This window comes from Brevibacillus sp. LEMMJ03 (assembly GCF_007197875.1).
GTDB classification, from domain to species: Bacteria; Bacillota; Bacilli; order Brevibacillales; family Brevibacillaceae; genus Brevibacillus; species Brevibacillus thermoruber.
This window is the reverse complement of the sequence record NZ_VKJN01000003.1, coordinates 351,407-370,483: the sequence shown is the minus strand read 5'-3', so window position 1 is coordinate 370,483 and position 19,077 is coordinate 351,407. Positions and strand designations below refer to the sequence as shown.

Here is a 19,077-nt window from a genome sequence, read left to right as displayed (position 1 = left end):
CGACTTGCATGTATTAGGCACGCCGCCAGCGTTCGTCCTGAGCCAGGATCAAACTCTCCAATAAAGTTGAGTTGAATCATTAGCTTAAAGAAAAAGAATTGCTAGGCTCGTTCAACGCTTTCGCTGTTCAGTTTTCAAGGAGCATTCATTTTCTCAGTCGCTCAAGCGCGACTTTTTCATTATATCACATCGTCTTCGCTATTGCAAGAAGTTTTTTTATTTTCCTTCTCGCTCAGCGGCGACAAGATTTAATATAACAAAAACCCATTTGCTAAGTCAAGGGGTTTTTTTATTTTTTTCGCAAGCATGTTAAGTGAACCTGATTGCTCGCGACAGTTTTTAAATATATATGAAATACAGCCGCAGGTCAAGAGAAAAAAACGAATATCGGTTCCTTTTTTATTTCACACTAGCCGTAGGACGTTTTCGCAAGAAAGGACGGTGTCGAAATGGCCCCCAAACCAACGTATGAGGAATACGACAACCAACGTTACAGTGAACTCTCCACGGTGGAATCGCAGCGAAACGAAATCATCCCCGAAGAGTTCCCGGAAGGCCCGTATGGAGCTGCCACGAACGATCGATTGGGCAAAGCGACCGGATGGGAACCCGGCCAGCATGCGATCTCCGCTTTCACTTACGAGTATCGTGATCTCCATCAGGACCTCCCGCGTCAAGACGAAAGCGCCCATCCCGTTCACGACGATCCGGGGATGAACGAGGAGCCGCTGTAAAACCTCATCCTGTCCGGCACAGCAAAACAAGACCCCTCCCACTCTGTGAAGGGGTCTTGTCCGTTGAGTTGAAAAACGGCCTAAGCCTTGCCGACTGTCACACGCGTAGTCAGCGTGCCGATGCCTTCAACGGTCACGGAAATCTCGTCGCCCGGGTGCAGTTCGCCCGCCCCCGCAGGCGTGCCGGTCAAAATCACGTCGCCCGGAAGCAGCGTCATGACGGACGATACCGCCTCCAGCAGACGAGGGATGGGGAAGATCATCTGCCTGGTGCTGGAATCCTGACGCACCTCCCCATTGACTCGGGTCACGATGCGCAAATCCTCGTAATCCAGCTTGGCGGCGATCGCCGGCCCCAATGCGCAGAACGAGTCAGCTTCCTCGGATTCCGTCTGATGCCCGTCGTGCTGCTGCCGCTCGCCGCCGGCAACTTCGACTGCGCAGGTAAACCCGAGAATGTACTCGTCGGCCTCTTCCGCTGTGATGTGACGCGCCTCCTTTTTGATCACGACAGCCAGTCCCCCTTCAAAATGAAGGGAGTGGGGCCGCCCCGGGAACACAATCGGCTCGCCCGGTCCGGCCGGCGCAGCGGACGGCTTCACAGCGATGGCCGGTTCCGCCGGAGGCTGAATCCCCATCTCTTCCGCGCGGTCCCGGTAGTTGAGACCGATGCCGACCACTTTGCTCGGGGTGCAGGGCGATTTCAGCACGATCTCGTCAAGCGGCAGTTCCAGTCCCGTCATGATGGGCTTGGCCGCCTTCACTTTGTAGATGTCCCCTTCAATCACCCGCACCTTGTTTTCCGCTTCCACCATCCAGCCATGCTTGACTTTGCCGTTTCGTTCATAGCGGATGATCATGGCCTTCCCCTCCCTGTTTTGATTCCGTCTCTTCCATCTGTCTCTGCCGCTCAGAACAAGTCGGTTTCCGCTTCGCGCGGCTCCGCCGTAATCTCCTCGATCACGGTGCGGTTCACGGCGTCCTCCACCAAGGCCTCCACGTCCAGTTTTTCCTCGAAACGTTCAGCCACATGCGGCTTGGGCCGGGTCACCGGATTTTTCGGCGTAAAAATGGTGCAGCAGTCTTCGTACGGCAAAATGGACAGCTCGTACGTATCGATACGCCGGGCAATGTCGGTGATCTCCGTCTTGTCCATGCCGATCAGCGGACGCAAAATCGGAATCGAGACGACCTTGTTGATCGTGTTCATGCTCTCCAGCGTCTGGGAAGCCACCTGGCCCAGGCTTTCGCCGGTCGCCAGCGCCAAGGCGCCGGTCCTGGCGGCGACCCGCTCGGCAATCCGCATCATGAACCGGCGCATGATGGTGATCAGGTAGTCTTCCGGACACTTTTCGCGAATGGCCGTCTGAATCTCCGTAAAGGGAACGACGTGCAGCCGCACGGTCCCGCCCCAGTGGGCCAGCTTGTGGGCCAGATCGCGGACCTTTTGCAGGGCCCGTTCGCTGGTAAACGGATAGCTGTGGAAGTGAATCGCTTCCAGGGTGACGCCCCGCTTCATCATCATCCAGCCGGCAACCGGGCTGTCAATCCCGCCGGAGAGCAAGAGCAGCACTTTGCCGCCGGAGCCGACCGGAAGACCGCCGGGACCGGGAATGGTTTCGCAGCTGATGTACGTGCCCTCGGCGCGGATCTCGATGTTCACGACCGCTTCCGGCTGGTGAACATCCACCTTGATTTCCGGGATGCTGCGCAGAATGTGCGTTCCCACCATGCGGCTTACTTCCATCGACTGTTTCGGGAAACGCTTGTCCGCGCGGCGGGTCTCCACCCGGAAGGTTTTCGGCTGCGGCTGCATGTGGCGGATCAGTTCCAACGCCTTCGCCTTGATCGTCTGTTCATCCGGCTCCACCTGAACAGTGGGGCTGATGGAGGAGATGCCGAAAACGCGGCGCAGCCGTTCCACCACCGCATGGGCGTCCTCTCCGTGCAGTTCCACGTACATGCGGCCGTAGTTGCGGCGCACCTTGATGTTGGCAAACGGGCGCAGCACGCTTTTGACGCTCTGCACCAGGGCTTCTTCGAACAAATCGCGATTCCGGCCTTTCAACGCCAGTTCGCCGTAACGAATCAAAATGACATCGTACTTCATGGTTTGCTCCTTTACATAGTTACGCTTTCGCTTTCATATGGGGACGGATGCTGGCGACGCACTCCGCCGCGGCGGCAACAAACGCTCGGGCCTCCTCGATGGTGTTCTCCCGGCCCACGCTGATGCGAATGGCCGACAGTGCCCGCTCCCGGTCCTGAAGAGCGGCCATCAATACCCGGCTGGGTTCGTTCGCCTTGGAGGAGCAGGCCGATTTGGTGGAGACGAGGTAGCCCCGTTCCTCCAGCGCATGCAGCAGCACTTCCGCCTTCATCCCGGGAAACGAGACGTTGACGATGTGGGGGGCCGCTCCCTCGCTCGGCGTGTTGACGACGCATCCGGGAATCTCGGCCAACCCCTGCCGCAGCACCTGGGTGATGGACGCCAGCCGGGCGGGTTCTTCCGGCCCCATCTCTTCCAGCAATCGGATCGCTTTGGCCATGCCGGCGATGGCCGGCAGATTCTCCGTTCCGGAGCGGAAACCGCCCTCCTGCCCCCCGCCCATCAACAGCGGCTGGAGAATCAATCCCTCCCGTTTGTACAGGATGCCGATACCCCGCGGTCCGTAAAATTTATGGGCCGATACGCTGAGCAGGTCGATGCCCCACTCCTTCAGGCGAATCGGCAGCTTTCCGACGCTTTGCACGGCATCGACGTGGAACAGGATTTTCGGGTACTGCTTCAGCAGGGCGCCGATCTCGGCGATGGGCTGCACCGTCCCCAACTCGTTGTTTACGTGCATGACGGAAACGAGAATGGTGTCGGGCCGGATCGCCCGTTTCAGGTCCTCCACCAAGACACGACCCGCGCTGTCGACCGGCAAATAGGTAACGGAAAAGCCGAACTCTTCCATCTGCTTGCATACATCATAGACGGCGGGATGCTCCACGCTCGTCGTAATGATATGTCTTCCCCGGCTCTGATACTGCATCGCCACACCTTTGATCGCCGCGTTGTTGCTCTCGGTGCCGCCGGACGTAAAGACGATTTCCGACGGTTTGCACCCGAGGAAACGGGCGGCGACCGCACGTGCCTGCTTCAGGATGTTCTCCGCCTCGAGCCCTTTTTGATGCAGCGAGGACGGATTCCCGTAGTAGGTCTCCATCGCCCGTTTGACCACCTCAACCACCTGCGGATGAGGACGGGTCGTGGCGCTGTTGTCCAAATAAATCACCAGTCCACACCTTCCTGAGGGCTGATCGCCCAAAGTCTACTTTTCATCATAACACGACAGTTCCGATCAACATATAGCCGGGAGCATACTTCCCCTTATTTTCTCCCACTTTTCGGCGGGGAACAACGCCGGGGAGAAAAAAGGTGGCACAACCTTCACAAATTGTTCACAAACACAAACGCTTACATTGGCAGGCAGGCTCTTTACATAACGCGGCCTATTCGTTAGAATAGTCAATAAATTTAGAGAACGAGGAGAGAAGCACCATGACGACACGGACGATGGAGATGGAAGAGAAAATCCGCAAAATGGAGGCGGAGCTGAAACGGCTGCAGGCCGAATTGGCGAAGCTGAGCAGCACGCAGTTTGATCAAACGGAAACCGCCTACTTAAACGAGGTGTACAACGGGTGACCCTTTGCCTTTCCTGTCAGCGTGGAAGAAGCACGGCTCCTTGTGCGGACTTCCACGCTTTTTTGCGCCTCTGCCCCGGTCCATGATTCCCCCCTTATCGTCTCACGCTCCGCCAGTACGCGTACCCGACCAGTATCAGCAATCCGACGATCGTCGCTGTCACATACGCAAACTTTGCCGCCATCAGCGCACCTCGCTTCACGTTCTTTTCCATAGTGTGCGCATGTGAGGCCGTTCCTTTGCAAAAAAAGACCGTCCCCTTTGCGCAAAGGGACGGCCAAGGCCAACGATCCATGATCAGCGGTCAGTCTGCATGCGGAATCGGACCGTGATATACGCCAGAATATACCTCTGTTGCCGGCCCGGTCATGTACACGCGGTTGTCGCTCTCCCGCCATTCGACCACCAGATCCCCGCCCGCCAGATGAACGGTTACGGTCCGGTCGGTCATGCCGCTGAGGCTCGCGGCAACCGCCGCGGCGCACGCTCCCGTGCCGCAGGCGAGCGTCACACCCGAACCGCGTTCCCAGACGCGGAACAGCACTTCCCGCCGGTTCAGCACCTGGATGAATTCCACGTTGGTGCGCTCGGGGAACCACTCGTGCCGTTCGATTACCGGCCCGTACTTCACCACGTCCGCTTCGTTCACTTCATCGACAAACAGAACAGCGTGAGGATTGCCCATCGAGACGGCGGTCATGGTAAACGTGCGGCCGTCGACGGTGAGCGGCTGTCCGATCACTCGCTCGGCGGGCTCTCCGGTCATGGGGATGGCCGCCCGGACAAACTGCGGTTCCCCCATGTCAATGGTCACCTGCTCCACCTTGCCGTCCGCTCCCACCGTGACGGACGGGGTGACAATGCCGCCCAGCGTTTCCACGGAAAACGACGTCTTGTCCGTCAGTCCGTGGTCGTACACATACTTGCTCACGCAGCGCAGGCCGTTACCGCAGTTTTTCGCTTCGCTGCCGTCGTTGTTGAAGACCCGCATGCGAAAGTCGGCCCGCTCCGAGGGCATGATCAGGATCAAGCCGTCACCGCCGATGCCGAAGTGGCGGTCGCTGACCCTCCGTGCCAGTTCCGGCAGATCCACGCCCGTCAGCGGTTCGGAAAAACAGTCCACGTATACGTAGTCGTTGCCCAGTCCGTGCATTTTGGTAAATTTCATGGTTCGCCCCTCATTTTTGCTCCGATTGTTTTTCTCGCTTTATCTTACCACAGAAGTCCGGGGCGTGGGAAAGTGGTATACTACCCCTAGCCAATCTGGAGCAGGAGGTGTGCGACATGGATATGTCCGCGCTGCGCTTTGCGCTGGGCACGACCAATCAGGCGAAAAAGACGGCAGTGGTGCTGGCGACGGGAACGGAACCGATCTGTCTGGCGGTGCCGTCCGGCGTCTCCGCCCAGCCGCTTTCGGAAGAAGAGACGATCGCCGGGGCGGTCAACCGGGCCAAAGCGGTGCTTGACCGGGTCCCGAACGCCGACATCGGCTTGGGGCTGGAAGGGGGCCTGACGTTTGACGACCGGTACACGAACCAATGGTATCTGCTCTCCGTCTGCGCTGCCTGGAACGGCAGGCAGCTCTGCCTGGGCAAGGGACTGTTCTTTCCCATCCCCAACAAGGCGGCGGAACGGATCCAGCGGGAAGGCATCGAGCTGCGGACGATCATCGACGAGTGGAGCGGCACCACAGGGAGCAATCAGCGGGGCGGCGCTTACGGATTGTTGACGGGGGGACGGATCCGGCGGGCCGAGGTGTTTCGCGACGCCGTCATCGCCGCCGTCACCCCGTTCGTCTCCGCTTTGTACCGATAATCCCCCAGGCCGCCCAGGCAAAACAGACAGGAAAAAACCTCTCCGTCACCGGAGAGGTTTTTTCGGCGTGGCGCCGTCGTCATCGGGCGATGTAATACGGGTAGATGATCAGCGCACCGAGAATAGCGATCGCCCCTACGATCATCGCCCAGACCCCGAGCGTACGAGCATTTCGCCGGTACGCCAGGTATCCCAGCACCATGCCAATGGGAGCCACGATATACGGGAGTAGGAACAGCGACAGAATGGACAAGCCCAATCCTGTCCAGCCAATCCCGCTGGCTCCGTTTTCCGCCTGCGCGTCGACGTCGTCAGTGGTGCGCGTCTCCCGGATAGGTTCGGCAATTTCGGCCGCCGTTTCCACGTCGTCCCCGGTCAGGGGAGAGGCATCCGGGCGATTGTCGCCCCGTTTGTCCCCTTCCCGGTTCACCTGCTGCGTCAGGTCGGCTCCTGCCGCGTCCACGCTTTGTTCCCCCAGATAACGTTCGGTCTGGGTGTGGGGATCATACTGGATGTTCCCACGGGAACGGACGGGATTCTCATCCAACACAGCCCCCATCCAGGAGTCGGCAAACTCGGTGTCCCGCTGATCGAACATCTCCGCAAGGCCGTTGTCCCCTTCCTTCCGCTCGGCATTCACACGTTCGTCTCGATCGTACGCCATGCCATGCTCAGCTCCTTTTTCCAAAGGATTGTGATGAAGGAAGTAGCCTTATTCTCTGCCGAGGGTGTACAATTTAAACTGGAGGCGAGAGGATGAAACCAGAGAAATCCCTAACGATTGGCATTGACATTGACGGCACCGTCACGGAGCCGAGCAGCATAGTCCCTCTGATGAATGAAAGCTTTGGCAAACAGTTGCGATACGAAGACTGTATCGATTACAATCTGGCCACGGTCTATGGGATCAGCGACGAGGTCTTTGCGGACTGGCTGGACAAGCACGGCGAGCGCCTGTACGACAACGCCCCTGTCCACGGCGCGGCCGACCGGGTACTGCGCCAGTGGTACAAGCGGCACAAGCTGGTGTACATCAGCGCCCGCGAGGCCCGTCATCTGGACGTCACCGCAAACTGGTTCTCCCGCTATCAGATTCCGTACCACCATATGGATTTGATCGGCTCGCACGACAAGTTGGCCGCCGCCCGAAAGTGGCAGGTGGACCTGTTTCTGGAAGACCGGCTGGAAAACGCGCTGCAGCTGGCTGACGCCCTCTGCATCCCGGTCTTTTTGTTCGACACCCCGTACAACCAGGGAACGCTGCCCCGGCTGGTGCACCGGGTCACCTCCTGGGAGCAGGTGGACGCCCTGGTGGAGCGGCTGGCGCTGGAAAAGGCCAACGCGTAAAGCGCCCAACCGCTCAACGGAGAGGGGACTCCCCCGCCGAGGAGCCGGCGAAGGGGCGCACGCCGGTCCGGAACGGTGTGTGCAGCGCTCGGAACGGTGTCCGCAGCGCTTGGAACGGTCCGCAGAGAATGGAACGGTCCGCAGCGCATGGAAAAAGACGCATCCCCGGCACGGGATACGTCTTTTTTTCCTTACTTTTTCTCGGTTTTCCTCGGTTTGAACGTGTGACAACAGGTCTGGGAGGAGTCATTCGCCTGATCCTTGTGCTGGCTGTCGTGTCCGTACTCGCCGGCAAACTCTTCTTTAAAGTCTGCGTGAGCGTGACTGTCCACTTCCACCATGATCATGTCGGCGGTGCAGTTGTTGCCTTCGCTCCAGTATTCACAGTTGGCGACACTGCATTTGACGATGGGCATGTGTTTCACCTCCTAGGGGCTATCCTTCACCACAAACAAACAGCTTATACCCCCGCAAACAGAGGCTTTACATGGCATCGCGCCCGTACAAAAACCATGCCAACTGCCGGTTCCCCCGGCATGTTTTCGCGAAAGGAGACCTGTTTCATGACCAACCCGCGCATCGTCGTCATTACCGGCGCAGCAGGCGGACTCGGGCAGGAACTGACGAGACTTCACCTGACGAAAGGGGATACGGTGATCGCGACCGGCCGGTCCATGGCCGGTCTGGAAGCGATGCGCGAACGGCTGGGCGCTCCGGACCGCCTGTTCCTCCACCGGCTCGACGTCACCGACAACGAAGCCGTGCGGCAATTTGCCGCCTGGGTACAGATTCGCTTCGGCCGCTGCGATCTTCTCTACAACAACGCGGGCACTGCCGTTTTCGTTCCGCTGGCCCAGATGCGCCTGGACGAGCTGGAAACCATCCTGGCCACCAACATCGCGGGTCCGCTGTACGTCATCCGCGCTTTTTTGCCGATGATGCTGGCGGCCCGCTCCGGCCACATCGTAAACATCGCCTCGCTGGCCGGCCAGGTGGCGACGGCAAAAGCGGCCGTGTACGCCGCCAGCAAAGCGGCCGTGATCCGGCTGAGCGAAGGCCTGCGCCATGAGCTGGCGGACAGCGGCATCCACGTCACCTGCGCCATGCCCGGCCCGATCGACACGCCGTTTTTGCAGCGGGCGGACCAGACAGGCGGGTATAGGGAAAAAGTCCGCCGCTATCTCCTGACGCCGGAGCAGACGGCGGCGCGGATCATCCGGGCCGTGGAAGCAAAGCAGCCGGAAGTGGCCATGCCCCTCCGGCTGCATCTCCTGTCACTGCTCTATGCGATGCTGCCCCACGGCGTGAAGCGCCTCCTCGCCCCCCTGCTGAACCGGAAGTAGCTCCGGCTCATCCAGCCGCCGCAGTGCCATAAACGCGAGCAGACCGGTCGCGGCGCAGACGACGGAGGCGGCGCCGAACAATCCCTGCACTCCGCATACGGGGATGAGCCAGCCGGCAGCGGCCGCCCCGGCGGGCATTCCCGTCCCCGTAATCGTGCGGACGCTCGTCAGCACCCGCCCCAGCAGTTCTTCGGGCACGTGTTTTTGCAGATGGCTGCGGTACAGGATGTTGTAGGGCGAAAAACTGAGTCCGGCCAGCCCCATCGCCAGCATCGCCACATCGATGCGGGTAAAGAGGGCAAGCGGCAGCGTCGTGATCCCCCACAGGCCGATGATGGCCGCCAGCGTCACGCCGGTCGGGATTTTCCAGGTAACGGCGGAAAACAGGATCGACCCGAGCAGCGCCCCCGCCGCCATGGCAGACCAGAGCAGGCCCAGCGAGACCGCCCCGCCGTCCAGGTCGTTCTTGGCGTACAGCGGCAGCCCCACCTCCACCGGGCCGTACGCCATGTTGAAGAAAAAGGTGAACAGCACGAGCCACAACAGGCGGCGACGCCCCAGCAGGTAGCGGTAGCCGGTGCGGATATCGGCGGCCAGCGAGCGCAGAAACGGACCGATCGCGACTACGCCTGTTCCGCCGCCGCTTTCCGCAGCCTTCCCTTGGACCCCCTCCGCCTCTTTTTCGTCCATCCGCCCGACGGCGAAGCTGCCCGATCCCGCCGCCGGCTTCAGGCGGGCGAAACAGAAGGCACAGAGGAAAAAGCTGATGGCGTCCACCACCAGCACGTTGGCCGCCCCGATCCAGGCGATCAACACCCCGGCCACGGCGGGCCCGAACAGATACGTGATCTGCCACTGGCTTTCCATCAGACCGTTCGCCTTGACCAGAAGGGATTTGTCTATCACCAGCCGGGGCAGCAGGGTCTGGGCACCCGCGCTGCTGAGCGGCGAGAGCATCCCGGCGATGACGATCAGCACGTACACCAGCCACAGCGGCGTCCCCTCCATCTGCAGCAGCACCACCAGCGCGAAAAAGATCAAGCCGCGCAGCACGTTGTCCAGCATGATCAGTTTTCGCCGGTCAAAGCGATCCAACAGAACGCCGGCGACCAGTCCGACCAAGACCGCGGGAATGTTGTACGCCAGGACGACACCGCCCATGGCGGCGGATGAACCGGTTTTGTTCATCACAAACCAGGTCAAGGCCATCCATCCGAACTGATTGCCCAGGCCGGACAGAAACACCCCCAACCAGTACCAGCGAAACGACGATTGCCTCCACAGTTCTTTCACGCGCATCTTCCTTTTCTTTCCGGTATGGCATCATTGTAGCCAATTTATTAAACTTTTTCAATTATTATATTTATAAATATACCGAAAAAATCCTCCCCTGCCTGTCTTCAGGCAAAGGGGATAGGTCCTCGCCGTCGGTGTGATCCGTTTACATCCCGGCTCTCGTTTCCTTTTCAAGCTGCCTGCCCGTCCTGCTGTCCGTTTGGCCGCGGCTGCCCAACAGCCAGATCAGGCCGGCCGCTGCCCCGAACACGGCCAACCCGCTGGAGACGGCGGCGCTTCCCGCCTGTTGGGCGCCGTACCCGTCGATCAGGCAGCCAACCGAGTAGCTGCCCATCGTCACCATTTCCCTGATGGAAAAGACGCGGGCCAGGTAATCGGGATCGGCCAACTGCTGCAGGCGCGTCACCGCCAGGATCGACGAGCCAAACGAGGCAAAGGCGCAGAACAGCGACGCTGCCGCCAGAGCGGCGATCGGCCCGGAGTGGAAGATCGCGTAGATTGAGACCCCCATCGCCGCCAGTGCCCAGCCGAGCGCCATGTTGATCCCTTTTGTCCCCATGCGGTCGGCCAGCCTGCCCGCCACCAGACCGGCACAAACGCCGCCCAGGCCGAGCGGGATGTCCAGCAGCCCGAAGACGAACAACCCCTCGCCTCTCTCCTGCAGCACGAAGTACATCAGCATGACGTAATACGCTCCCAGGAACCGCTCCGCCATCTGGTACAGCAGAACCCCGGCGATCTCCCGCTGCCTGCCGATGTATCGAAAGCCTTCGCGCAGGCGCTGCACAAAGCCGCTGCCGGTCCGCTCCGGCTCGTCCGCAAAGGCGGGCAGCCGCAGCAGGATCAAAAGCGAGACAGCGTAGCAGGCGGCGTCCAGAAGAAAGTTAAACCGGTAGGAAAACAAGTAGACCAACATGGCCGCGATCCCCTGGCAGACGATGATCAAAAACGACGTCGTGCCCTGCAGGAGCGAATTGGCCGCCAGCCTGTCGTCGGCTTTCACCGTGCGGACGATGGCCACCTGCATGGCCGGCTGAAAAAAGGCGCTGCAGATGTTGACCAGAATAAGGAGCACATAGGCCGCCCAGAGATAGGCTGGCGACGTGATCCAGAAGAAGAGGCTGACGAGGATGCCCCGCAGCAGATTGACGACGATCATGACGCGCCGTTTGTCCCAATGCTCCAGCAAGGCGCCGGAAAAAACGCTGGTGATCACATAAGGCATCAGGCGAAACACCGTGCCGGCCGCAAACGACAGCCCGGACCCGCTCAGGTCGTGCAGCAGGCCGACGACGGCGATAAACGTGAACTCGTTTCCGATGATATGGATGACATGAGCCGTGTACAGACGGCGAAAGACAGGATGACGCAGAAGCGCCGTCATGGTCAAACCCCTTTCACCGTTTTCTCCGTATTGTACCACGTTGCGTCAGGAAACGCTTCTATTGATCCCCCGTCCGAGAAGCCGGTTCATTTGCAGCGGACGATTTCACCGAAGCGTATGCCGGATGCTGACGCGGAGGTGCATCGTCCCGCAGAATCAGGAGGTGGCCTCAAGGAACATGCGATGCGGATTCCATCACAAATCGAAAAACATGCTTGAAAACCTGCAAGTTCATCTGATACAATTTGTTCAAACAAATTTGAACGTTTCAATAATAACGTTATGTTCAAATATTTAAAAGAGGGTGATTGTTTCTTGAAACGCTATCTGGTCATCGAAAGTCTGGAACAACTGCGCGCCATTAGTGACGCGCTGCGCCTGGAAATGATCACGCTGCTGACCAAAGACGCATACACGGGAAAACAGTTGGCCGGGATGCTTTCCCTCTCCCCTTCCAAGGTTCACTACCATCTGAAGGAGCTGGAGCACCACGGCTTTGTCCATGTGGTCCGCACCGAGGAGAAAAACGGGATTGTGCAGAAGTTCTACCGCTCCGTCGCTTTCGATTTCAAGGTGAGCGAAGACCTGCTGCCTTCCCTGCGCGAGGACACGCTTTTGCAGCAGGAAGCGATGCTCAACCACCTGCGTTCCAGCATCACCCGGCTGTACAACGCGCCGGACGAATCGTTTCTGCTCTTTGCCGAAGAGGAGAAACGGCCGCCGCTCTACGCCTTCAACGGGGAAGTAAAGGCGCCGCGGGACGAGCTCAAGGCGTGGATCAAAAAGTATCGCGCCCTGCTGGAGGAATTGAACGACATGGAGAAACGCCACCTGCAGCGGATCAAGGCCGGGGAGGCGGAAGACACGGGAGAAGTGTTTTACTTCGTCGGCGTCGGCTTCATGACCAACGAGCAGATCTACGTGGCCGACGATGAATCGCTGCCCGAGGGATTCGTGCATGCAGACGATGTGACGGCAGGGAAAATGTGCAGGAGGAAAACGGAACATGACCCGTCAGGAAAATAAACGCGCGCTGTGGAAAAACAGCCAGTTTGTCCGGCTCTGGTTCGGCAACCTGATTTCGGCGCTGGCCGACGGTGCGTTCTTCGTCGCCCTCTCCTGGTTTATCGTGGACGTGACCGGATCGGAGACGGTGCTCGGCACCACCCTGATCTGCATGTCCATTCCCCGCCTGCTGTTTATGCTGGCGGGCGGAGTGGCCGCCGACAGGTTCAGCCGCAAGCGGATCATGGTCGGCTCCATTCTGGCCCGGGGGATGGTGCTCTCCGGCTTCGGCCTGCTGCTCTTGTACGACTCCGGCCAACTGCTTCCCTACTCCGCCTACGCGATGGCCGCCCTGTTCGGCACGGTGGACGCCTTTTTCTGGCCGGCGCGCAGTTCCATTCTGCCGTTTGTCGTCGGCCGCGACCAGTTGGCCGGGGCCAACAGCCTGATGGAAATCTCGCAGCAGCTCAGCATGGTCGGCGGTCCGCTGGTCGCCGCCCTGCTGCTGCACGCCGTCCCGTACCCGCCGATGTTTTTGATCATGGCCGCCGCCTTTTTCGCCGGTACGCTGATTCTCTTCACGCTCCGGCTCCAGCCCGTCCCATCGGAGCCGGCAGCGGGACCGGATCGCCCGCACGCGTCGCGGCCTTCCTACTTCCGCGACGTCTGGGAAGGCATCCGCTTCACCTTTTCCATCCCGATCCTGACGATCATCTTCGGGACGTCCCTGGTGCTCAACATGATGTTTTCCGGTCCGGTCAACATGGGGCTGCCCCTTTTGGTCAAGCAGCTCGGCTGGGACGGCAGCGCCTACAGCTCGCTCAGTTCGGCGCTCGGCGTGGGCACCATCGCCGGCGGCGTCATCACTGCCCTGTGCGGCGGATTCCGCGGGCGCTACACGTTCCTGCCCCTGGTGGTCGGGCTGATGGGAGCGGGCATCGCCGCCGTCTCGCTCATGCATCAACTGGCGTTTGGGCTGGCAATGCTGTTCGCCGTCGGCATGGCGATGAGCATGACCAACATCCCGCTGATCACCTACATACAGGCGATCGTTCCCGCCGCCAAGCTGGGCAGGGTGATGTCGCTGCTCACGCTGATGTCGGTCGGCCTGGGACCGGTCAGCTACGCGCTTTGCTCTGTTCTCCTGGAGCGCAGGTGGGCCGCTCCGGACACGCTGCTCCTGGTCGGCGGCCTGGCGCTTGGGACGATCGGCCTCAGCCTGCTTTTGTTCCGGGAGTTTCGCCGAATGGAGGAGCATCCGCTCTGGTCCGGCCGGACGGCGGCGGAAACGACCGACTCGCCGCAGCCGCACCAACCTGGCGACGGCAGCCGCAACGAAAACACACCCGCAGCGCTGTAACGCCTGCGGGTGTGTGTGTTCGCCGTTCGAAGGCGCATCGGCCGGGCATGCATGCGCCCTTTCCCTGCGGAAACGGGCGCGTTTTGCCGCTACGTGCTACGACGTCTTCCATTTCGCCAGTTCGGCCGGAAACTTGTCGTTCAGCACTTTAATGTAGGTACCTTTCATGCCGAGAGAGCGGGACTCCAGCACACCGGCGCTGGCCAGTTTTCTGAGCGCGTTGACGATGACGGAGCGGGTCAGGCCGGCCTGGTCGGCCAGTTGGCTGGCGACGAGCAGCCCTTCTCTGGCATCGAGCTGTTCCATGATTTTCTCGATCGCGATCTGCTCGCTGTACGACAGCGACGAGAGCGCAATCTTGGCAAAGGTTTTGTCGCGCACCTCGCTTTCGATCTGCTCCGTGCGCTGACGGACGATTTTCATGCCGATCACGGTGGCGCCGATTTCCGCCAGGATCAGATCTTCCGTCTCAAACAGGCCGTACGCCCGCATCAGGACGAGCGTGCCGAGGCGGCTGCCTCCGGCGTTGATCGGCACGATGGTGGTCATCATCTGCGGGAAGAGTGACACCAGGTCGGGCGTCACCATGCTGTAAGGGCTTTGCACCGGTTCGTTGGCCAGTGATTGGCTTACCTCCAGCAGCCGCTGATGATAGCCAGACGGGAGCAGGTCATGCGTCCGCTCCCCGACGGCAAAGTCCTGCCGCAGGCCGCTGCCGATGATGGAGCCGTCGGCGGTGATGATGTAGACGTTGGCGTCGATGACGTCGGACAAAAGACGGGCCAGGTCATGGTAGCCGACACCGCTGCCTCCCATCGTTTTTTGCAGCATCACATTAATCTTTCTCGTTTTCTCCAGCAAATTCATTCCATTTCTTCCTCCTTGCGGTTATGTATGGTCTCAGTATTGTCTGAAAAATCCCGGCTCATACATGCAAATCAAAAAATAGGCAATAAAGGAACAGGCACCTTCAGGTCGTTGACCCATCGGCGCCTGTCCTGCACCTGCGCGGGTATTTGCCAATACCATGATAGAGAACCACATCCGGGAAGGGGCGAAGAGAATGAACCTGTTTAAAGGTGGAGGCTTCACCGGCATCGCTTTGATTCTCGTCCTGTTTGTCCTGCTGTCGATCGTCGGGGTAGATAACTGACCGCTGGTATCCGTGAGCGAAAAAAAACTGCCTGAGCGGCACTCGCCAGGCAGTCTTTTTGCCGTGCTTAGTGAATTTGACGGCGGATCAGTTCGTCGATCTGGTCGGCAATCACATCGGTCGGACGGTTCAGATCGGCCGCAGTCAGGCGGAAGCGGGCATACCGTTCATCCAGGTTGAACGCTTCTTCAAAGACGCCCAGGAAACCGCGCGCCCGTTTGTCCAGTTCCAGCAGCACTTCCAGCTCTCCGTCGCGAAGGTGGAAGACCGCTTCCAGCTCTTCCAGACGGCTGCGGTACGGGCCGGTCGGACGGAATTCGAATTCCTGCACGAACGGATAGCGGCGGCCCAGGTAGCGATTGTACTCGCAGTCCACCTTGAACAGTTGGAACCCGATCAGGTGGATGGCGTCCAGCACTTTTTCCATCAGGGGATGGGGCCGTACCTCGATGAAGTCGGAATCGCCCGGATCGATGGCGTTCTTGATGTCCAGCCCGGTGCGCAGATAGACCGGCTGCCGCCCCATCGTCAGGGGCGTCTCGTACGGCAGTTGGAAGGCAAACGGCAGCACTCTTTGTTCTTTCGGCTGCAGCGTGAAGCGCTCGGACAGACGGTGCTTGACCAGTATGCACTCCTCTTTTACCTTGTTGTCGTTCACTTCCCGTTCGTAGTGGGTGACGACGTACATGTAGATGTCGTCGATCTCCTGGGCTACGTCGCCGCCCACCATGTGGACTTCCCCTCTCACCATGTCGCCGGGGATGAGGGAATCCTGCTCCAGTCGGGTGTCAACCTGCGCGGAGCCGATCCCGACGCTGGCCAGCAGCTTTTTGAACATCGACATCGCTTCATTCTCTCCTTCGTTCCGTTTGCTCCGCTGCGGATCGCGGTCCGCCGGAGTTTCTGTATGGATATACGGGAGGAGGATCAGAAAGTTTCATCGCGGCGGCGTTTTTTCCGGCGATACCGCCTGTTCGCCGTCAGGTTCCCTCCCGCTTCGTTTCCACCGTGACGAACAGAAACAGATCGCGGCTGATCGCCACCGTTTTCACCCGCACCTCGGCCATCGTGCCCTCGTCGTCCACGACGTACTCCCTGCGCCTGAGCATTTCATGCAGCACCTCGTGCACGCCGGCCACCTGCTCCACTTTTTTGCCCTTCAGGGAGGCGAGGTCTTTTTCCAAATGGCGCACCACCTGCACCTCGATTGTCGGGTGCGGCTTCGGATCCAGCACGACCACGCGGATCTCCTCGATCACGACGTCCTGCTGTTTGCGGGAAACCCGCTGGGACTGCCTCAGCGCCTCGTTCTCTTCCCGCAATTTCTCCGTCAACAGTTTCAAACTCTGGTTCAGGACCAGCATTTGCTCCATTTCCCGCCCGTATACCAGCAGCACCCCGGTTCCGCCCAGCACGGCGCCTACCACCAGCAGGGCGACGTACCGCTTCCACAGACTCACGCTCATGAACGCACCTGCCACAGCCATTGGACGGTGATCGTGCCCATGTGGGCGCCGAGAAACGCCACCACGATCATCACCAACTGTTTTACCACGGGGTGGAAGTGGCCCACGAGGATCTTTTCGATCTGCAAAAAGGAGTCGAACGTGCCGCCCAGAGCGCCCACCAGCCCCCAGATCTTCAACTGGTCCGCCAGTTCCTTCATCGACCAGAGCGGCGGTTTTTCTGCCGCCAGAAAATAGCCCAATCCGCCGGAAAGGGACCCTCCGACGACAATGCCGTACGCGATAAAAAAGGTAAGAATCACCTGAGACATGCCTTCATTCCTCCCGACTTGGCAGCGTATGCTTATCCCTACGCCGCTTGTCAGGCAAATATGAAGAGGAAAACAACGGTGCCATATCAGGGGGCATGGCAATCCCGCCGGGTCGCCGGCGAGTTCCCGGGACACCACGCAAACGCAACCTGTCCCGGACGCGAAAAAACGGCATGCCTGCCGCTGACATGCCGCTCGTTCTCATCCTTTTTTTCGTCTCATCCGGCCCAGCTTGCGTTGGATGCGCGGCGCGTGCATGACCATCAAATTCATGAACAGATTGACCATGTTCGGATTGCGCAGAAGCTGCTGGAACACTTCCGGATTTTCCTTGAACCACTGTTCATTGGCCTGTACCCAAGCCCTGAAGCCCTTGTTGTCTTTGTAGTAGCGGTTCAATCGGCTGATCGGGCGGTATACGCTCATCCTACTCTATCCCTTCGTCAAAAAAAATGGAGAGAAGAAAGACAATCACCAGGATCCAGATGATGACTTCAAACCCTTCGTGTTTGAAAAAACTATTCATATCTGTCCCTCCTTGTTCCTCCAGCCTGTACCCGTGCTCCGTACGTTCGGCCCATGGCCGTATACAGTAATAGATATATGTCGCGGGGAGTCTGATGGATTGGACAGCCGCCTGTTCGCCGCGATTTTCCGCTTTCGCCCAACGGCAAGCTCGGGTGCATAGTTTTTGCCAGCGTTCATCCATACTATCGGAGAGACTGTGTCACAAGGAGGCGGCGCCATGATTTGGGGAACGGAATCGCTCCGGCGAAACAAAACCTACACGCTGCTCTTGGCGCTGGTTTTTTTCATGCATCTGGCCGCCTATCTGATCGTCCCCGTGTTTCCCGTCTTCCTGCAAAACGTGCGAGCCTTTTCCATCGCGCAAGTCGGACTGGTTCTCGGGGTGGGGAGCATTGCCTATCAGGCGGCCAGTCTCCTCGGGGGACCTCTGTCCGACCGCTTCGGCAGACGCTCCGTCATGATAGCGGGCGCGCTGCTGCAAGGGCTGGCGATGCTCGGCTATCACTGGGGCCAGACGTTTTGGCTGTTTCTCGTGTTTTCGGGCGTAAACGGGCTGGGCGTCGGGCTTCTCGCCCCGACGATCAAGGCCACGATTGCCGACGCCGTGGCGGAGGAGGAGCGGACGGCCGCCTTTTCCTGGCGGGGCATTTTTGCCCATCTGGGGATTATTGTCGCCGGGCTGACCATCACCTGGCTGACTGCCCTTGGCCGAACGCCCTTTCTGCTCGCCTCCCTGGTGTTTGCCACGCTGGCCGTCATCACGTGGCTGACGCTGCCCAACGACCGCTGCGTGGGGCCGGACTGCCGCCGGACGCCGCTGCCGGAGTATCTGCACATCCTGCGTCACCGCAGTTTCCTGCTGTTCTCCGGCATCTCGCTGCTCATCTGGGCGTTCTATGCCCAGTTTGCCCTGGTGCTCCCCCTGCGCGGCGAACACGTGCTGCACACTTCGACCCTGATCGGCCTGATCTGGACCATCAACTCCGTCAGCGTTGTGCTGCTGCAGGGGGTTATCTCCCGCTTCGTGCTCGCGCGGATCAATCCGTATCTGGCGCTTGTGGCGGGGATTGCGCTGTTGGGTGCCGGGCTGTTCGGGATCGGCTTTGCCAGGCAGTTCGCCACGCTCAGCGCATCGGCCGTGCTGTTCATTATTGGAGAAATGCTGTTTCTGCCCGTACTGGACAGCCTTGTCGGCTATTTTGCCAAGGAGAACTGGCTGAACGCCTACTTCGGTGTGGCCAACTTCGTCTCCGGGATCGGCACGGCGCTCGGCACCAGCATCGGCGGCGCCCTGGTGGAACGGCTGGGCGGAGTGGGCAGCCCTTACCCGTGGATCGCCTACGCGCTGGCAACGGTGCTGCTGGCTGCCATTCTCGGCCTGTTTGCCTTGTACGCCATGCCGCGCCACAAGCGGGGCCGGGTGCCGGACGCACAGGGAAAGCCGCGGACAGCGGGCAGAAAGGAGGGAGCCCGATGAATGGGGAACCGGGAGCCGACGAGCGGGAGATGCCCGCAGCCGAGGCGAAAATCCTGCTGCGCCTGCCGCTTTCGTCCCTGTTGATCCATCTCGAAGACAGCCTGCAGTACAAGCGTCTGAGCCGCGGGGAAACGGCCAGCCGCAAACCATGGCTGTGAAAGGAG

Annotated in this window: 22 protein-coding genes and 1 rRNA gene; 9 read left to right on the top strand and 14 right to left on the bottom strand. The window is 59.8% G+C overall.

The window, feature by feature from the left end:
* Positions 1 to 64, bottom strand: a 16S ribosomal RNA gene (locus tag FOI68_RS06440); the annotation flags it as partial.
* Between the two features lie 385 nt (positions 65 to 449).
* Here FOI68_RS06440 and FOI68_RS06435 point away from each other — a divergent pair.
* Positions 450 to 734 carry a hypothetical protein gene (locus FOI68_RS06435; protein WP_029098736.1) on the top strand — a complete coding sequence of 95 codons (285 nt, stop codon included), beginning with the start codon at positions 450 to 452 and terminating at the stop codon, positions 732 to 734.
* 80 nt (positions 735 to 814) lie between these two features.
* On the opposite strand, the gene FOI68_RS06430 is transcribed toward FOI68_RS06435, so the two are convergent.
* From FOI68_RS06430 to FOI68_RS06420, 3 genes are read right to left on the bottom strand one after another with little or no spacing between them, the layout of a single operon-like run.
* Entirely contained in the window at positions 815 to 1,594 is a 780-nt protein-coding gene (locus FOI68_RS06430; protein WP_143862645.1) for a fumarylacetoacetate hydrolase family protein, read from the bottom strand.
* A 50-nt stretch (positions 1,595 to 1,644) separates the two neighbouring features.
* Positions 1,645 to 2,844 carry a tRNA uracil 4-sulfurtransferase ThiI gene (gene thiI, locus FOI68_RS06425; protein WP_143862644.1) on the bottom strand — a complete coding sequence of 400 codons (1,200 nt, stop codon included), beginning with the start codon at positions 2,842 to 2,844 and terminating at the stop codon, positions 1,645 to 1,647.
* Between the two features lie 19 nt (positions 2,845 to 2,863).
* Positions 2,864 to 4,015, bottom strand: a complete 1,152-nt coding sequence (locus FOI68_RS06420; RefSeq protein WP_029098733.1) for a cysteine desulfurase family protein — start codon at positions 4,013 to 4,015, stop codon at positions 2,864 to 2,866.
* Positions 4,016 to 4,281: 266 nt separating this feature from the next.
* Here FOI68_RS06420 and FOI68_RS23325 point away from each other — a divergent pair, with 266 nt between their 5' ends.
* Positions 4,282 to 4,428: a hypothetical protein gene (locus FOI68_RS23325; protein WP_162836735.1), complete on the top strand. Its 147-nt coding sequence runs from the start codon at positions 4,282 to 4,284 to the stop codon at positions 4,426 to 4,428.
* A gap of 304 nt (positions 4,429 to 4,732) precedes the next feature.
* Here FOI68_RS23325 and dapF read toward each other — a convergent pair whose 3' ends face one another.
* Entirely contained in the window at positions 4,733 to 5,596 is an 864-nt protein-coding gene (gene dapF, locus FOI68_RS06415) for a diaminopimelate epimerase (RefSeq protein ID WP_143862643.1), read from the bottom strand.
* A gap of 116 nt (positions 5,597 to 5,712) precedes the next feature.
* Between dapF and FOI68_RS06410 the strand changes: the two genes are divergently transcribed.
* Positions 5,713 to 6,243: a DUF84 family protein gene (locus FOI68_RS06410; protein WP_143862642.1), complete on the top strand. Its 531-nt coding sequence runs from the start codon at positions 5,713 to 5,715 to the stop codon at positions 6,241 to 6,243.
* A 79-nt stretch (positions 6,244 to 6,322) separates the two neighbouring features.
* Here the strand turns inward: FOI68_RS06410 and FOI68_RS06405 are convergent, their stop codons facing one another.
* Entirely contained in the window at positions 6,323 to 6,907 is a 585-nt protein-coding gene (locus FOI68_RS06405; protein ID WP_143862641.1) for a cytochrome d ubiquinol oxidase subunit II, read from the bottom strand.
* A 92-nt stretch (positions 6,908 to 6,999) separates the two neighbouring features.
* On the opposite strand from FOI68_RS06405, the gene FOI68_RS06400 reads away from it, so the two are divergent.
* The gene (locus FOI68_RS06400) at positions 7,000 to 7,590 is read left to right on the top strand and encodes a 5' nucleotidase, NT5C type (protein ID WP_029098729.1); all 591 of its coding nucleotides are present in this window, start codon (positions 7,000 to 7,002) and stop codon (positions 7,588 to 7,590) included.
* A 191-nt stretch (positions 7,591 to 7,781) separates the two neighbouring features.
* Here the strand turns inward: FOI68_RS06400 and FOI68_RS06395 are convergent, their stop codons facing one another.
* Positions 7,782 to 8,006: a DUF1540 domain-containing protein gene (locus tag FOI68_RS06395; protein ID WP_029098728.1), complete on the bottom strand. Its 225-nt coding sequence runs from the start codon at positions 8,004 to 8,006 to the stop codon at positions 7,782 to 7,784.
* A gap of 147 nt (positions 8,007 to 8,153) precedes the next feature.
* Between FOI68_RS06395 and FOI68_RS06390 the strand changes: the two genes are divergently transcribed.
* A complete protein-coding gene (locus tag FOI68_RS06390; RefSeq protein WP_029098727.1) occupies positions 8,154 to 8,933 on the top strand; it encodes an SDR family NAD(P)-dependent oxidoreductase in 780 nt (259 codons plus the stop codon).
* Here FOI68_RS06390 and FOI68_RS06385 read toward each other — a convergent pair.
* Both FOI68_RS06385 and FOI68_RS06380 read right to left on the bottom strand, forming a co-directional pair.
* Positions 8,865 to 10,226: an MFS transporter gene (locus tag FOI68_RS06385; protein ID WP_143862640.1), complete on the bottom strand. Its 1,362-nt coding sequence runs from the start codon at positions 10,224 to 10,226 to the stop codon at positions 8,865 to 8,867. The genes FOI68_RS06390 and FOI68_RS06385 overlap by 69 nt on opposite strands.
* Positions 10,227 to 10,374: 148 nt before the next feature.
* Positions 10,375 to 11,613: an MFS transporter gene (locus FOI68_RS06380; RefSeq protein WP_143862639.1), complete on the bottom strand. Its 1,239-nt coding sequence runs from the start codon at positions 11,611 to 11,613 to the stop codon at positions 10,375 to 10,377.
* A 315-nt stretch (positions 11,614 to 11,928) separates the two neighbouring features.
* Between FOI68_RS06380 and FOI68_RS06375 the strand changes: the two genes are divergently transcribed.
* Entirely contained in the window at positions 11,929 to 12,639 is a 711-nt protein-coding gene (locus FOI68_RS06375; protein WP_081656477.1) for an ArsR/SmtB family transcription factor, read from the top strand.
* Positions 12,620 to 13,978 carry an MFS transporter gene (locus FOI68_RS06370; protein WP_051188143.1) on the top strand — a complete coding sequence of 453 codons (1,359 nt, stop codon included), beginning with the start codon at positions 12,620 to 12,622 and terminating at the stop codon, positions 13,976 to 13,978. The genes FOI68_RS06375 and FOI68_RS06370 overlap by 20 nt, the downstream gene beginning before the upstream one ends.
* Positions 13,979 to 14,074: 96 nt before the next feature.
* Here FOI68_RS06370 and codY read toward each other — a convergent pair whose 3' ends face one another.
* The 5 genes from codY to FOI68_RS06345 form a co-directional block, all read right to left on the bottom strand.
* Positions 14,075 to 14,845, bottom strand: a complete 771-nt coding sequence (codY, locus tag FOI68_RS06365; protein WP_035299890.1) for a GTP-sensing pleiotropic transcriptional regulator CodY — start codon at positions 14,843 to 14,845, stop codon at positions 14,075 to 14,077.
* Between the two features lie 353 nt (positions 14,846 to 15,198).
* On the bottom strand, positions 15,199 to 15,975 hold the full coding sequence (locus FOI68_RS06360; protein ID WP_143862638.1) for a sporulation protein: 777 nt from the start codon (positions 15,973 to 15,975) through the stop codon (positions 15,199 to 15,201).
* Positions 15,976 to 16,111: 136 nt separating this feature from the next.
* Positions 16,112 to 16,597: a sporulation membrane protein YtrI gene (locus tag FOI68_RS06355; RefSeq protein ID WP_035299885.1), complete on the bottom strand. Its 486-nt coding sequence runs from the start codon at positions 16,595 to 16,597 to the stop codon at positions 16,112 to 16,114.
* On the bottom strand, positions 16,594 to 16,908 hold the full coding sequence (locus FOI68_RS06350) for a YtrH family sporulation protein (RefSeq protein ID WP_029098722.1): 315 nt from the start codon (positions 16,906 to 16,908) through the stop codon (positions 16,594 to 16,596). Before FOI68_RS06350 ends, FOI68_RS06355 begins: the two co-directional genes overlap by 4 nt.
* Before the next feature lie 201 nt (positions 16,909 to 17,109).
* Positions 17,110 to 17,334 carry a hypothetical protein gene (locus tag FOI68_RS06345; protein ID WP_035299884.1) on the bottom strand — a complete coding sequence of 75 codons (225 nt, stop codon included), beginning with the start codon at positions 17,332 to 17,334 and terminating at the stop codon, positions 17,110 to 17,112.
* A 319-nt stretch (positions 17,335 to 17,653) separates the two neighbouring features.
* Here FOI68_RS06345 and FOI68_RS06335 point away from each other — a divergent pair, with 319 nt between their 5' ends.
* The gene (locus FOI68_RS06335) at positions 17,654 to 18,913 is read left to right on the top strand and encodes an MFS transporter (protein ID WP_143862637.1); all 1,260 of its coding nucleotides are present in this window, start codon (positions 17,654 to 17,656) and stop codon (positions 18,911 to 18,913) included.
* Positions 18,910 to 19,071 (top strand): hypothetical protein, encoded by a 162-nt coding sequence (locus tag FOI68_RS23320; protein WP_160297121.1) that lies wholly within the window; start codon positions 18,910 to 18,912, stop codon positions 19,069 to 19,071. The genes FOI68_RS06335 and FOI68_RS23320 overlap by 4 nt, the downstream gene beginning before the upstream one ends.
* Positions 19,072 to 19,077 lie beyond the last annotated feature (6 nt).

What these genes read in the sequence shown, in the direction of transcription:
- FOI68_RS06405 (WP_143862641.1), bottom strand. Translation starts at nt 6,907, where the DNA reads ATGGCGTACGATCGAGACGAACGTGTGAATGCCGAGCGGAAGGAAGGG.
- thiI (WP_143862644.1), bottom strand. Translation starts at nt 2,844, where the DNA reads ATGAAGTACGATGTCATTTTGATTCGTTACGGCGAACTGGCGTTGAAA.
- FOI68_RS06355 (WP_035299885.1), bottom strand. Translation starts at nt 16,597, where the DNA reads ATGAGCGTGAGTCTGTGGAAGCGGTACGTCGCCCTGCTGGTGGTAGGC.
- FOI68_RS06435 (WP_029098736.1), top strand. Translation starts at nt 450, where the DNA reads ATGGCCCCCAAACCAACGTATGAGGAATACGACAACCAACGTTACAGT.
- FOI68_RS06360 (WP_143862638.1), bottom strand. Translation starts at nt 15,975, where the DNA reads ATGTCGATGTTCAAAAAGCTGCTGGCCAGCGTCGGGATCGGCTCCGCG.
- FOI68_RS06345 (WP_035299884.1), bottom strand. Translation starts at nt 17,334, where the DNA reads ATGAGCGTATACCGCCCGATCAGCCGATTGAACCGCTACTACAAAGAC.
- FOI68_RS06335 (WP_143862637.1), top strand. Translation starts at nt 17,654, where the DNA reads ATGATTTGGGGAACGGAATCGCTCCGGCGAAACAAAACCTACACGCTG.
- FOI68_RS06350 (WP_029098722.1), bottom strand. Translation starts at nt 16,908, where the DNA reads ATGTCTCAGGTGATTCTTACCTTTTTTATCGCGTACGGCATTGTCGTC.
- codY (WP_035299890.1), bottom strand. Translation starts at nt 14,845, where the DNA reads ATGAATTTGCTGGAGAAAACGAGAAAGATTAATGTGATGCTGCAAAAA.
- FOI68_RS06380 (WP_143862639.1), bottom strand. Translation starts at nt 11,613, where the DNA reads ATGACGGCGCTTCTGCGTCATCCTGTCTTTCGCCGTCTGTACACGGCT.
- FOI68_RS06400 (WP_029098729.1), top strand. Translation starts at nt 7,000, where the DNA reads ATGAAACCAGAGAAATCCCTAACGATTGGCATTGACATTGACGGCACC.
- FOI68_RS06370 (WP_051188143.1), top strand. Translation starts at nt 12,620, where the DNA reads ATGACCCGTCAGGAAAATAAACGCGCGCTGTGGAAAAACAGCCAGTTT.
- FOI68_RS06390 (WP_029098727.1), top strand. Translation starts at nt 8,154, where the DNA reads ATGACCAACCCGCGCATCGTCGTCATTACCGGCGCAGCAGGCGGACTC.
- FOI68_RS23320 (WP_160297121.1), top strand. Translation starts at nt 18,910, where the DNA reads ATGAATGGGGAACCGGGAGCCGACGAGCGGGAGATGCCCGCAGCCGAG.
- FOI68_RS06430 (WP_143862645.1), bottom strand. Translation starts at nt 1,594, where the DNA reads ATGATCATCCGCTATGAACGAAACGGCAAAGTCAAGCATGGCTGGATG.
- dapF (WP_143862643.1), bottom strand. Translation starts at nt 5,596, where the DNA reads ATGAAATTTACCAAAATGCACGGACTGGGCAACGACTACGTATACGTG.
- FOI68_RS06410 (WP_143862642.1), top strand. Translation starts at nt 5,713, where the DNA reads ATGGATATGTCCGCGCTGCGCTTTGCGCTGGGCACGACCAATCAGGCG.
- FOI68_RS06395 (WP_029098728.1), bottom strand. Translation starts at nt 8,006, where the DNA reads ATGCCCATCGTCAAATGCAGTGTCGCCAACTGTGAATACTGGAGCGAA.
- FOI68_RS23325 (WP_162836735.1), top strand. Translation starts at nt 4,282, where the DNA reads ATGACGACACGGACGATGGAGATGGAAGAGAAAATCCGCAAAATGGAG.